Source organism: Brevibacillus brevis (genome assembly GCF_900637055.1).
Classification (GTDB): Bacteria; Bacillota; Bacilli; order Brevibacillales; family Brevibacillaceae; genus Brevibacillus; species Brevibacillus brevis.
Genome location: NZ_LR134338.1, coordinates 494,175 through 507,315, shown reverse-complemented (window position 1 = coordinate 507,315; position 13,141 = coordinate 494,175). Strand labels below are relative to the sequence as shown.

10 protein-coding genes and 1 other RNA gene are annotated in these 13,141 nt (G+C 46.6%); 5 read left to right on the top strand and 6 right to left on the bottom strand.

The features are described 5' to 3' along the window. Positions 1-108: 108 nt before the first annotated feature. From EL268_RS02940 to secG, 5 genes are all read right to left on the bottom strand, one after another. Positions 109-3,507 carry an AAA domain-containing protein gene (locus tag EL268_RS02940; RefSeq protein WP_106657086.1) on the bottom strand — a complete coding sequence of 1,133 codons (3,399 nt, stop codon included), beginning with the start codon at positions 3,505-3,507 and terminating at the stop codon, positions 109-111. A 273-nt stretch (positions 3,508-3,780) separates the two neighbouring features. Beyond that, positions 3,781-4,136, bottom strand: a transfer-messenger RNA (tmRNA) gene (gene ssrA, locus EL268_RS02935). Positions 4,137-4,289: 153 nt separating this feature from the next. Continuing rightward, positions 4,290-4,763, bottom strand: a complete 474-nt coding sequence (gene smpB, locus EL268_RS02930) for an SsrA-binding protein SmpB (protein WP_016740379.1) — start codon at positions 4,761-4,763, stop codon at positions 4,290-4,292. 148 nt (positions 4,764-4,911) lie between these two features. Then, on the bottom strand, positions 4,912-7,422 hold the full coding sequence (gene rnr / locus EL268_RS02925) for a ribonuclease R (RefSeq protein ID WP_106657085.1): 2,511 nt from the start codon (positions 7,420-7,422) through the stop codon (positions 4,912-4,914). Positions 7,423-7,564: 142 nt separating this feature from the next. Further along, positions 7,565-7,807, bottom strand: coding sequence for a preprotein translocase subunit SecG (gene secG / locus EL268_RS02920; protein WP_007728789.1), 243 nt, complete (start codon positions 7,805-7,807; stop codon positions 7,565-7,567). Between the two features lie 281 nt (positions 7,808-8,088). Between secG and EL268_RS02915 the strand changes: the two genes are divergently transcribed. The 5 genes from EL268_RS02915 (at position 8,089) to EL268_RS02895 (ending at position 11,940) form a co-directional block, all read left to right on the top strand. Beyond that, complete coding sequence (locus EL268_RS02915; protein WP_106657084.1) at positions 8,089-8,484, top strand: YqzM family protein; 396 nt, start codon at positions 8,089-8,091, stop codon at positions 8,482-8,484. Between the two features lie 82 nt (positions 8,485-8,566). Next, positions 8,567-9,319, top strand: a complete 753-nt coding sequence (locus tag EL268_RS02910) for an ABC transporter ATP-binding protein (protein ID WP_106657083.1) — start codon at positions 8,567-8,569, stop codon at positions 9,317-9,319. Further along, positions 9,316-10,080, top strand: a complete 765-nt coding sequence (locus tag EL268_RS02905) for an ABC transporter permease (RefSeq protein WP_106657082.1) — start codon at positions 9,316-9,318, stop codon at positions 10,078-10,080. Before EL268_RS02910 ends, EL268_RS02905 begins: the two co-directional genes overlap by 4 nt. 107 nt (positions 10,081-10,187) lie before the next feature. Then, on the top strand, positions 10,188-10,712 hold the full coding sequence (locus EL268_RS02900; protein ID WP_106657081.1) for an RNA polymerase sigma factor: 525 nt from the start codon (positions 10,188-10,190) through the stop codon (positions 10,710-10,712). Beyond that, entirely contained in the window at positions 10,702-11,940 is a 1,239-nt protein-coding gene (locus EL268_RS02895) for a YjgB family protein (protein WP_106657080.1), read from the top strand. The genes EL268_RS02900 and EL268_RS02895 overlap by 11 nt, the downstream gene beginning before the upstream one ends. A 43-nt stretch (positions 11,941-11,983) precedes the next feature. Here EL268_RS02895 and EL268_RS02890 read toward each other — a convergent pair whose 3' ends face one another. After that, positions 11,984-12,994, bottom strand: coding sequence for an ABC transporter substrate-binding protein (locus tag EL268_RS02890; protein WP_106657079.1), 1,011 nt, complete (start codon positions 12,992-12,994; stop codon positions 11,984-11,986). Between the last annotated feature and the right edge of the window lie 147 nt (positions 12,995-13,141).

The window sequence follows — 13,141 nt, the reverse complement described above, 5'->3', positions numbered from 1 at the left end:
TCCGAGCGCAGTCACTCATTTAAATTTCGGCACCGGATTCGCGGAGTGACGCGCTGACCTGGCATTATCTGCTTAAGATACTCCCTGTGCAATAAATATCTCTAAGTTTTATGCCATCTGCATTACTTTTCTCTTCTCCAAATCAGAGCAAATCTGCTGAATCATTTGTTCAACCCCATCACCTTTATAGACAAGAGATGTTTCATACCTGCACCATGGATCATTTGGACTTCGCCTTGCTGATAGCCAGTTAAAAGATCCTTCAATGAGTAATCTATTATCTACCCAAAGCGTCTTGTTGTGGATACGGTTGGCAACGACAACTTTAACTCCCGCACTTTGCAATGATTCTTTTGCTTTAACGAAATTGTTTCTCTGCCTTTCGTTTTGCTCGTTTAGTTTCTCATCGGTGTATATAGTAACTTGAGTTCCATTTCGTATGGTGTCAGCAAATACCTCAAGCAATCCGTCCGCTTCGATTGCCACCGAAGACATGAACGGTGAAACAATATGTATTTCCTTCTTGGCGGCACGAATGCATTCTTTCAACACTCTTCTATGTTCACCCAACTCCCTTATATGATGGACGGCTCCGCTGAGATTTGACAATGCACGTGACGAGATTCTGATATTCTTTATTTCATTTGCTTCATCTGCAAACAGATACCGTGCCAGCAAACCGGATGGCGTAGATGCATTGGAATCAAAAATCTGCATATCCCCGAACACCAGGAAGCTGTCTTTTGCACGGGATACAGCAACGTTCATCATGTTGACTCCATTATCAAAAAAATATCCCGATTCTGTACTGCTGTCATACACTGGCGAAAAGATAACGATTGGTCTTTCCGCCCCTTGAAGTGCATGAACCGTCCCCACCTTCATATCCTTTATTTCGGCTCTTTTCAACGCAGTTTGAATCAGTTGTCGTTGCTGGGTAAAAGGGGTTACGACTGCAATAATATCCTCTATTTTAGATAGTTTTTGATCTTCATACATCTTTATCAATCGCTCTTGATTGTCCAATATCCAGTTAACGATAACATCTGCTTCAATCCGATTACGATTACTACCGCTAAATTTTTCGGATACCCCTTGAACATGTGCGTAGCCCAGATGTGGCAGTGGATAATCAGATTCACTTCCTCTTTTCGGCAAGAGTCGTCCCTTGTATGCCAATCTGTTGCAGTAACCGATGATTTCCGGCACACAACGACGATGTTCAGTCAGATACATCCCTCTGGCTTCATTATATTTCTGATACTTGCTTGCCCTTTGTGCAATATGCATCACTGTGCCATTGGAAGCACCAATGTATTTGTTCAACACGGTTTTTTCTGCATCATCATATGTGCTGGCAAGTTTGAATTTCTCCATGTTTTTCAGATCAATTGATTTTGGAATGTTCCATACTGGTTCAATTTGCAATGTATCTCCAACAACCAAAGCTTTCTTTGCCAGTGCAAATGTTGCTCCTGCTATCTCAGGACTCACTTGCCCCGCTTCATCTATAATCAGCAGGTCAATGAACTTATACAACGGTATTGATTCGCCTTGGTATGCCTTGAAAAAAGATGGCGTCATAAACAATGTTGAAACAAAGCATGGGGTAAGTTTCGCGTTTCTTCTCCACCTTGTTTTCTGCTTTGCTTCACCACGAGAGTCTTCATAGTTAGTAGAAAACTCATTCTGCATTTGCAGTATCCAGCGTCCTTCCCAGTAGTGGGTTGCCAGTTTAAAAGCATTGTATCTGTAACCGCTGTCCAATCTTGAGAGCAAATCTTCCTCTTCATTCAAACGCAATTTGTTTTTCCAATCGTTCCATACATTACGTGTATTCTGATACCATTGCTGATCTTTCTGTACCAGTTCAAATTCTTCCTGAGCCATATCGAAATCCCGCTGAAGATTCTTTTTACTCGTCTGGATAGATGTTGTAAACTCGTCCTCTTCCATTTCGTCATATCCATATGAAAGCATGAATATCTTGTTTCGCAATCGTCTCTTTTTGTCGACGTAGCCTTTAAGCGGAAAGAAATTCAGTTTTGTCATCCACCACGGTTGAGAGTACAGATGCTTGTTCCATTCGATTTCCGTCTGTTTTTTTGTGTTTAACTCGTACTGTATTTGTTCAAGCTCATCCCTTTTATCCGCTAACGCTTTTTCGATTCCCTGCGGATACTTTTCCTGCTCAATTTTGTTGATATGCAAAAACTCATGGTAGTCCTTAATTAACTGTCTCTGCTCATCTACAGTCTGCTTCAATTCACCATGCAGAAATTCCACCGCTTCCTTAACCGTAGTGAATGTCTTTTTCGCATATGAACTACTTTTTTCTAAAAAGAGCTTCTCTGCATCTGCAACATATTCTTGTGTCTCAAGTTTGGTTGTAAATCCACGCGGCTTCTTCTCATCCCTTTGATACGGATAGACTGTCTGGAAACCTGGATTCTCATCTTGGGAGATAGACGACAAATATAATCCATAGCTATGAACATTGGGTATCCACCTGCCCTCAAGCGAATTAGGCTTTTCAGTTATTTTTCCAAAGCTGTCTATTACATTGGTTACAGCTTGATTATTAGTTGAAGTAACAACGATCACTGGAGGTTCTGTTTGTTCATACGCCGCTTTAATCCATAGTGTCGAAACAACGCTCTGTAGCATTGTTGTTTTTCCTGTTCCCGGTGGCCCGTTGACGGCAAGAATTTCTCCTTCATTCAATGTTAAAAAGTGATGAATAGTTTCCCGTTGTGATTCTGATACAGGAAACACATTACTCATCTGCCCCAAATGATTTCCTGATTGTAAAATGGAATCCATATCATCCAATAGGGGTTTTAGCTGTGTATCTTCTAATGAAGCATAACTTTTCAAAAGTGGTGGTATGTATTTCTTTCTCCTGATATCGTCGTACAATTCAATAATATTTTTGGACATACCTCGTTTGACTGATTCATCTGAAACAAATGCCTTTTTCCATCTCATATACTGTTCGTGTTCAAATGCAGACAACGCCTGTCCTGTGACTGAGCAAAACAGATTCAGGGCATAATTCCAATAGTCTGTCCAGTTTTCTTCAGGTTGACGGTGAGAGGACAAAAATACATCCATGCTCTCCAATTTGCCAATAGGAATAATATCTGAAGAACACGGCTCAAGAAAGTTCCTTGGAATCCACGGAAATGCATCAGGTTTCACTTGAAGCTGACCTTCTTTGTGCATTTTGGCAGGAACCCATAACGGAACCAGCACTTTCAAGTCTTTCTTTAAAGTCGCCCCATGTTCAGTCTTGATATAGGCAACAACAGGAGCAAGCAGAACATCTATCACTTGTTCCTCTTTATACTTATCTTTGCTGAAATATGCCTCAACAATCGCAGGTGGTAATGTACCACGCTCAATATCCGAAAATGCTATTTGTTTGGGAGAAGAGAGTTTTGACAAATCCAGATTCAGACGATCTGCATCCGCCAGACTGTTTCTCCAATAAGTGATCACTTTCATTTTGAACTTTCACCTACCTCTACCCCTCAAAGTTTTCCCCTAAAATTATACAGGAAAGCAAGTAAAAGATATGCTAATTCTTTGAAGTAATACTTGATTATTTCACATATATGGTGTTCACCGACTCGAATAACATCAAATATTCTTCGCTATACATTTACTCAACTCCCCACAATGCTTGATATAACAAGCTTTCCAAATCGCTATGTGTAGCGAAACTTCCCAATAAACGCAAAAAAACCACCCTCATCAGGTGGCTTCACTTTATGTATTTGGTGGAGGCGGGGGGATTCGAACCCCCGTCCGAAAACAGCGATACATGAGCATCTCCGAGCGCAGTCACTCATTTAGATTTCGGTACCGGATTCGCGGAGTGACGCGCTGACCCGTTACCTAGCCTGATTGATCTTCTTCCTTCGGCTCCAGGCGGAAGCCTCCGGCGTATCCCACTAAAGTTGAGCGCTAGTCATGCCACATGGGCGATGGAATGGTAGCGCCTCACTGGTTATTAAGCAGCGAGAGAAAGTTGTTTGTTGCCAGTTAATGGCGTTCCGCGTTGTTGACGAGGTCCGCAGCCCCCCGGCTCGCTTCTCATGCTCTACCATCCCCGTCGAATCCAGAACGCCCCCAGGTAGGTGAGAAAAAGTCTAGGTGAAGAGCCATTACATCCACACCTAGACTATATTAAACAGTGTATTGGCTTGTTGTTGCTTATTAAATATAGCACAGGCGACAGCCAAAACTCAACGTTGATTGCTGCCAAGCCTGCCAGTGCAATCCAATCAGCCTTTTTGGCGTTCGCGCAGAGCACGCTCGATATCACGCGCAGACTCTTTTTTCTTGAGGTCTTCGCGCTTGTCGTAGTTCTTTTTCCCTTTGACAAGTGCGAGCTCGACTTTGGCCCAGCCGCCCTTCAAATAAATGCTGAGCGGGACCAGCGAGTACCCTCTTTCGCGAATCAGACCATTGAGCTTGAGGATTTCCAAGCGGCGCATCAGCAGCTTGCGAGTCCGCTCTGGCTCATGGTTAAAGCGATTTCCCTGCTCGTACGGACTGATGTGCACATTGTACAGAAGCAATTCGCCATTCTGCACACGGGCGAAGCTGTCCTTGAGCTGGACACGCGCCGCACGCACGGACTTGATCTCCGTACCGGTCAGCTCAATGCCTGCCTCGTATACTTGCTCGATGTGGTAATCGTGGCGCGCTTTTCGGTTTTGGGCGATTGTCTTGGTTCCGGCCTTATCTTTTGACATGGAGATCACCTCACTTGTACGTACTGCGTTTCGTACCAGTTAGTCTAGCAAATTTTGCCCATTGTGGCAAGTCATTTACCCGGTAAATAAACATCCCCGAAAAGGGAAACGGATCGTTCCGAGTACTTTTCGGGGTTTAAACAACTGTTTAACGGCGTTTCCGTTTCGCTTGACTGGCTACGTTTTTGCGATTCTTTTTCTTGGACTTGACGAGATCTTCCCAGAATCCCTTCTGGCGTTTCGCTGGGGTATCTCCTTCTCCTGCACTGATTGGCAGCACTTCCTCACCGCTCGATGCTTTGCCCGATCCAGCACGGCGAGGGGCGGTGTTCCCTTCCGCTTTACGGCGATCCTTGTATTTCTGACGGATTTCCGCCGGATGCTTTTTATCCTTTTGACGATCTGGTTTGCCAGGACGATCTGCACGGCCTGCGCGTGAACGATCTTGTTTGCCACGTGTCGGCTTACGATCTCCACCGCGACCATCTATTACGCGAGGCGTACGCTCACGGCTACCACGGAAGCCAGCCTTCGGCATCCCGACGATTTCGAAGTCGATGGTGCGTTCATCCACGTTGACATTCGCTACACGTACCTCGACGACATCTCCGATCCGGTACTGCTTGCCTGTGCGCTCACCGACCAGCGCAAACATTTTCTCATGGTAATGATAGTAGTCGTCGGTCAAAAAGCTGACGTGCACCAAACCTTCAATGGTGTTAGGCAGTTCGACGAAAATCCCAAACGAAGTGACACTGGAGATGACACCTTCGAATTCTTCTCCCACTCGCTCCAGCATGAACTCGGCTTTTTTCAGATCGTCTGTTTCACGCTCGGCATCGACAGCCAACCGTTCACGCTGTGACGCATGCTCCGCGATTACTGGCATTTGCTCTGCCCAGTACCCCAGACGTTTTTCTGATATTTGATTCCCCAACTCGATCCATTCGCGAATGCGACGGTGGACGATCAGGTCGGGATAACGGCGAATCGGCGAAGTAAAATGGGTATAAAACTCCGTAGACAAGCCGTAATGCCCCAGACTTTCCGCGTCGTAGCGCGCTTGCTTCATCGAACGCAGCATGACGGTGCTGATAATAATTTCTTCCGGCGTTCCTTTTACCTCTTCCAGCAACTGCTGCAACGCACGTGGATGAACAGAATTGCCCTTCCCGCGGATCGAGTAGCCAAAATTCGTGATGAACTCCATGAAGGCCATGAGCTTTTCAGCGTTCGGGTCTTCGTGAATCCGGTACATGAACGGCTGCTTCATCCAGTGGAAATGCTCTGCCACTGTTTCGTTGGCAGCGAGCATGAACTCCTCGATGATCTGCTCCGCAATCGATCTCGTACGGAAGCCGATTTCCGTAGGGGTTCCCTCTTCATCGACGTAAATTTTTGCTTCGCGGAAATCAAAGTCAATCGCGCCGCGCTGCATCCGTTTTTTACGCAGCTTCAAGGCCAGCTCTTTCATATCCTCGAACATCGGAACGAGTCTGCTGTATTTCTCGGTCAAGGCTTCGTCCTTGTCTTCCAAAATACTGCGTACATCTGCATACGTCATACGTTCATCTGTACGAATCACACTCAAAAAGATGTCGTACTTCACGGTGTTTCCGTTCGCATCCATCTCCATATCGCAGGAAATCGTCAATCGATCTACCTGCGGATTGAGACTGCATATGCCATTGGACAAGCGATGCGGCAGCATCGGAATGACGCGGTCAACTAAGTAGACACTGGTACCGCGACGATACGCCTCATTGTCCAGCTGGGACTTTTCACGAACATAATAGCTGACGTCAGCGATATGCACGCCGAGTCTTACATTTCCGTTTGGCAGCCTCTCCAGAGAAACGGCATCGTCCAAGTCTTTGGCATCCGCACCGTCAATCGTAACCATCATTCGCTCGCGCAAATCACGACGGCCGCTGATCTCCTCCTCGGAAATCTCATCTGGTGCTGCCTCAGCCTCTGCTAACACGTCTTCTGGAAAAGCTTCAGGCAAGTTGAACTTGCGGATAATCGACAGGATATCGACGCCCGGATCATTCTTATGGCCGAGAATCTCGACGACTTCACCCTCAGGATTCACTCGTCCCTCTGGGTAGCGAACGATGTTCACAACTACCTTGTGACCATCTACGGCACCGTTATAGGCTTCTTTGGGGACAAAAATATCCTTGCCGAGCCGCTTTTCATCGGGAATGACAAACGCATAATACGTCTCGTCCTTGAACGTCCCGACAACCTGCTTCATTCCCCGCTCGACGATGCGAATAATCTGCCCTTCCAGACGATTGCCGCCCGCTTCCTTTTCCACACGAACCAGTACGGTATCCCCATGCAACGCACCGTTCATATCATTCGCATGAACGTATACGTCCTCCGTGCCCTGTGTTTCCGGGATCACAAATCCGAAGCCCTTCGGATGACTTTGCAGACGTCCACGTACCAAATTCATTTTTTCAGGCACGCCATACCGATTCGCTCTGGTGCGGATCACCTCTCCGCTCGCTTCCAGTGCATTCAGCGTTTTCACAAGCTCCTTGAACGTGGCAGAATCCTTGATTCCAAACGCTTCTTCCAGTTCCCTCACCGTCATCGGGTGATATGCTTGCTCTCGCATAAACGCGAGTATTTTTTCTTGGTCTTCCATTCACAAACCTCCTTTTTCGCGTGGCATTCCCGCGTTTCTCCATGACCATCCTATTATGTAGTATTCACCGTTCCCGCATATCGCAATCGGAATAGAGAAAAAGACAGCAAGTTGCACTCGCTGTCTTTCGGCCGTTCGTCTATTACGCTCCTGATTTCAAGAAATACCCGAGCAAAATCGCAAAAATCATGAAGCCAACCGCAAATACAACGGTCAGTTTCCCTAAAAGTGCGTCAATCCCGCGGGCTTTTTGTTTGCCCATCAGTTGCTCTGCGCCGCCACCAATCGCTCCGGAAAGGCCGGCACTTTTTCCCGATTGCAGCAACACGACGATAATTAAGCCAATACTTGCGATCACAAGTAAAATTTTCGCAGCCAATGCCATTTTCATTCACCTCAAAACGTATTTCCAAGGCGGAAAAAACCAATACAACAACTTTATCACACTTGTCTGGTAACAGCAACCCGCTATCCCTTCCATTATAAGAGAAATTCTCTCAAATAATATTGACCGTTGTAAGGTAGAATAAGAGCAACGTGTTTTTAATAAAAAATGGCAAATTGTGTACTTTCTTTGTCTTGTTTGGTAGTCGCCTTGATATTGTCAAACTTTTGCCGTAAAATTACCATGAAACTTTATTATTTGCTTTGGGAGGTCTTTGTCAGATGGCTGGGTCCAACAAAAAAGACATGAATCAAAACGATGTAATTGATTCCGCGAAGGCCTTTTTTACTTCGTTTGGTATCTTGTTTCTAGTTTTTCTCATTGCACTTGTAGGATCAATCATTTTCCCACCAACACATGGGGAAGAAGCAAATGGTGGCGGCGCACCAACTGCACAAATTGACGCTGCTGCTGTATTCAAACAAAATTGCGCTTCCTGTCATGGTCAAAATCTCGAAGGCATTGCAGGTCCAAACCTGACGAAAGTTGGAGCAACACACAGCGCTGAAGACATTGCCAAAATTATCAAAGAAGGTAAGGGCGGCATGCCTCCTGGATTGCTGAAGAAACAACCAGAAATTCAAGCGGTTTCACAGTGGCTGTCGGAGAAGAAATAAGTACATAGATAGCCAGTAGGAAAGAAACACCGAAGACTCGTCCTCTTCGGTGTTTTCCGCGTTAATGGGGAGGCTTTTACATATGACCATCAAGATCGAAGCTTTAGGGAAACAAATCCACTCTCCCACGAGTACATGGTTGTTCCGTGACGTAAACGCCAGTATTACAGAGCCTACGATTATTGGAATTCTGGGAAAATCAGGCCAAGGAAAAAGCACCTTGCTCCGTATTTTGGGTCGTCTTCTGCAGCCTGACGCCGGTACGGTTTTCTTAGAGAATAAAGAAATGTTACTGTGGGACGCGAGAGCTTGGCGAATGAAAATCAGTTATGTGGCACAGCAGGCTGTTATGCTGCCAGGCAGCGTGGAAGACAACCTGCGTACAGTGAGCAGCCTGCATCAGCGTCCTTTTGATAAGAAGCTCGCCTCTGACTTGATGGAGCAGTTATATATGGAAGAGATCGATTGGGCAAAACCAGCCGCTCAACTGTCCGGCGGTGAAAAGCAACGGCTCGCTCTCGTCCGCAGCCTGTTGCTTCAGCCACCTGTCCTGCTCCTGGATGAGGTCACTGCTTCACTTGATCCGAAAAGCAAGCAGGCTGCTGAGCGGCTCCTCGTCGATTTGCACCGCCAAACGGGTACGACCTTAATTTGGGTCACGCATGATTTAGAAGAAGCACGAGTCGCTTGCAAGCGCATCTGGTTTATGGCCAACCACCAGCTCGCAGAAGACGCTGATTGTGATGCATTTTTTCACTCGCCCCAATCCGTTGAAGCCCGTGAATTTTTGCAAGATGGCTATGTCCATGCTGCCCTAAGTGAGGTGCAGCGATGACGCATACGTTTACGTTTTCATACACGTGGCTACTCTTTGCCTATGCCTTTGTTTTCATTGCCCTCCTGCTCTCTGTTTGGCAGAAGCTCGGTTTGGAAAAAGACATTTTGATTGGCACCATCCGCTCTACCGTTCAATTGCTCGCGATCGGCTACGTCCTACATTTTGTCTTTGCTGCCGATAGTGTCTGGTTTATTTTATTGATCATTCTCATGATGATCTTGGTCGCTTCGTGGAACGCCGCCAGCAGGGCGAAACGGTTATCGGGGATCTTTTGGCGGATCTCCATTTCACTTGCGATAACAGAGGTCATCACCATGGGACTGTTGATTGTACTCGGGCTTGTCTCTCCTACGCCGCAGTACCTTATCCCGATGAGCGGCATGATTATTGGCAGCTCCATGATCGTCACGAGCCTTTTTCTCACGCACATGAACAGAGAAGTGGAAGCCTCCCGTGGGGAAATCGAGACACTGCTTTGCCTGGGAGCCACGACTCGCCAAGCTGTGCATGTGGTGTTGAAGCGCGCTGTTAAAGCGAGCATGATTCCTACCTTCGATACGATGAAAACAATCGGACTCGTCCAATTGCCAGGGATGATGACCGGAATGATCGTCGCGGGTGCCAGTCCCATCGAGGCCGTGCGCTACCAAATCCTCATTATGCTCAGCTTCAGCTCCTCTGCGGCCATTTCGGCGGTTCTGATCAGCATGCTCAGCTATCAGCTCTGGTTTACACGGGATTCCATGCTCCACTCTTAAATACACGCACTGTCGGACCTCTGCTTCCGGCAGTTTTTTTGTTTTTGTAATGAAATGCCCCCTGAGTCGTCAAATTACAAGTAGAACGTACAAAAGGTGGTTCAGCTATGGACAAAAACGGTTTAATGGAGCAATGGTTCCTGCGCTATGGCGATGATATTTACAAATTTCTTATTTACTACACCGGAACCCGCGATGTAGAAGATCTCGTTCAGGATGTCTTTTTAAAAGCGCTTCGGTCTCTGGATGCATTCGAAGGCAGATCGCAGCCAAAAACTTGGCTATTGACGATCGCGAGGAATACCGCCATCGATCATAGACGAAAGCAACGTCTTCGCAATTGGCTCCCAGATAAATGGCTGGCGAACATAGAGACTGAAGAAAAAACACCGGAAGAAATTCTGCACGTACATGAGGAGCAGCAAGCACTTTACCATGCAATCCGTGATGTAAAGCCCGCTTTTCGCGAGGTGCTCATTTTGCGCGGAGTCAAGGGACTGTCCTCCAAGGAGACGGCTGAAATACTTGGGTGGTCCGAAAACAAAGTAAACGTGACACTGCACCGTGCCATGAAAGCGGTCAGGGAAATACTTGAGCGTGAGAAAAAGGAGATGATTGGCGATGCGATCTAATTCAGACCATGACTTACTAGCGAAATTGAAAGGGATGCCGGATATGAAAATGAGCGGAGAAAAAAAGCAAGAGATCGTTTCTGCTATTCGCCAAACAAATGTGAGCAAAAATGGAGGGACTACTTCTTTTCGTGGTTTCTCTGCGCTTGGCAAGGGATTGGCCCTCTGCTCCGTACTCGCTGTGACCGTCTGGCTGGGAGCCTCACTCCTTACGAACCAACAACAGAGCACATTGCCAGACACCGTTGCGCCTATCGCTCCTGGCTCTCCTACCGCTTCTCCGGGACCGAGTCCGAACAACAGCGTAACAACACAACCTGCTCCGCAGTCAGAGGAGCTATTGTCACAAATTCGCTCAAATGCTAAAGAAGGCAGAGTCATCTCCCTTCCTTTCGTTCTGGAAAAAACGGTAGATGAAGTGGAAAAGGGCTGGGGAAAAGCTGAGAAAACCTACACAGCAAATGGACTGATCTACTCCGCCTACCCGAAAAAAGAAGTCGTGTTTGGCTACAACAAAGGCATGCAGATCGTAGACATGCACAGGACAGATTCACGTTTGCAGCAAATCAGCCTGTCTGCCGTCGAAAAGAGCTGGGGAAAGCCGGGGCGTATCAGCGAATTTGGCAATCAAACGATTTACACCTATGATGTCACAAACAACTATCAGGTGAAATTCCTCTTCCAAGGAACAAAAAGCACGGGCAAGGAAGAACTGATTCTTGTTGAATACCATCTGTATTACCCACAAGGAAACAAAAATCTGATGCTGTATGGGGACAATGCCGAGATGTTGCAAAGCGTGCGTGATCTCGCCGGGAAAGGCCAAATCTTTGGCAGTCAGTATCGAGTAGAAAAAGATGTGTTCGATGAAGCAGAAAAACAACTTGGCAAACCGGATGTCGTCTCTGTCATCAATGGCATCACATATAATACGTACCGGGATCTCAATCTAGTCTTCGCCTTTAACAAAGGAATGCAGATCGTTGATATTCGTTCCTATGACCCACGTCTGCAAGCAATCACACTTGCCGAGGTGCGTGAAACACTTGGGGAGCCAGTTAGCAAAACCACCACGGGCGGCCAAACCATCTACACCTACAAGGTAACCCCTGATTATGAATTGAAATTCATTTTCTCAGGCATCATGACCGATGATCCAAACAGCCTCTACATCGATCATGTAAACATTTACTACCCGCGAGGAACATTCAACAATATGGCGGGATAACCACACAAAAAAGACGGGAGCATAATAGTCCCGTCTTTTCTCATTATTTACCGATGATGTGGCCTTCCAGCTCATCCAGTACTTTATTCGCTGCGATTACGCCACCGGAAGTATTCCAGATGGTGTCATCCACTTTAATTGCTTTGCCTGCTTTCACGACGTTCAGGTTTTTCCAGAGAGGATCATTTGTCCACTCTTGCTCCAGCTTGGAAGCCTCGCCTTTGCCTGTTTCGTACGTGAAGTAGAACATGATGTCGCCGTCCATTTCTGGAATGCGCTCTTTTGTAACTTCTGCTGCGAATTCGTCTTTGTCTTGGGAAGCTGGACGAGCCAGGCCAAGGTCTTTGAAGATAGCACCAGTGAAAGTGTCTTTATAGTAGATGCGAACTTTACCAGGCATAAAGCGTACAACAGATACTTGTGTGTTTAGCTTGTCGCCAGCTTTTGCTTTAAAGTCTTCAACGCGCTTGTTCCAATCAGCGAGGACTTTTTCTCCCTCAGCCTTTTTGTTTACTGCTTCTGCGAACAAGGAGAAGTTTGCTTTCCAGTCGCCGCGTGGCTCTTCAACGAATACGGTTGGAGCAATTGCAGTCAATTGTTGATAAATTTTTTCATGACGGAATTTCATACCCAGAATCAAGTCAGGCTTCAGTGCCGCGATTGCTTCCAGGTTAGGTTGACCTTCTGTACCTACGGATTTTGTCCCCTCAAGGAAAGACTTGGTGAAATCGTAGAATTGAGTAGGATCAATGGTCGAACCTACAGCCCCTACTGGCTTCACACCGAGAGCCATCAAGGTTTCAGTACCTTGGTTGGTCAACATGACGATGCGTTCTGGTGTTCCTTTGATGGTTGTTTCGCCCATCGCGTGTTTCACTGTGTAGCTTTGGCCGGAACCGTCGGAATTGCCAGTTGCTTGATCAGCAGGCTTTTGTTCTGCCGGCTTTTGTTCGCTTGCTTGCGGAGCACCACAACCAGTAACAACCAGCAAGAGCGCCATTAAGACAGCAAAGAAAGCTTTACCGCCTGCGGTCCGATATGTACGAGAAAACATGATGAAAGGACCCCTTCCCTTTTCTATAATGAGAATGCATATCAATGACAGAGTCTATCCTACTCCCCTGCTTGTCAAAAGTCAATCATAAAATGATAATGACTATCAACGTCATTGACACTTCCTTTATGTAGCTCTACACTTAAC

Coding starts and splice junctions, on each gene's coding strand:
- EL268_RS02940 (WP_106657086.1), bottom strand. CDS start 3,507: ATGAAAGTGATCACTTATTGGAGAAACAGTCTGGCGGATGCAGATCGT.
- smpB (WP_016740379.1), bottom strand. CDS start 4,763: ATGTCAAAAGATAAGGCCGGAACCAAGACAATCGCCCAAAACCGAAAA.
- rnr (WP_106657085.1), bottom strand. CDS start 7,422: ATGGAAGACCAAGAAAAAATACTCGCGTTTATGCGAGAGCAAGCATAT.
- secG (WP_007728789.1), bottom strand. CDS start 7,807: ATGGCATTGGCTGCGAAAATTTTACTTGTGATCGCAAGTATTGGCTTA.
- EL268_RS02915 (WP_106657084.1), top strand. CDS start 8,089: ATGGCTGGGTCCAACAAAAAAGACATGAATCAAAACGATGTAATTGAT.
- EL268_RS02910 (WP_106657083.1), top strand. CDS start 8,567: ATGACCATCAAGATCGAAGCTTTAGGGAAACAAATCCACTCTCCCACG.
- EL268_RS02905 (WP_106657082.1), top strand. CDS start 9,316: ATGACGCATACGTTTACGTTTTCATACACGTGGCTACTCTTTGCCTAT.
- EL268_RS02900 (WP_106657081.1), top strand. CDS start 10,188: ATGGACAAAAACGGTTTAATGGAGCAATGGTTCCTGCGCTATGGCGAT.
- EL268_RS02895 (WP_106657080.1), top strand. CDS start 10,702: ATGCGATCTAATTCAGACCATGACTTACTAGCGAAATTGAAAGGGATG.
- EL268_RS02890 (WP_106657079.1), bottom strand. CDS start 12,994: ATGTTTTCTCGTACATATCGGACCGCAGGCGGTAAAGCTTTCTTTGCT.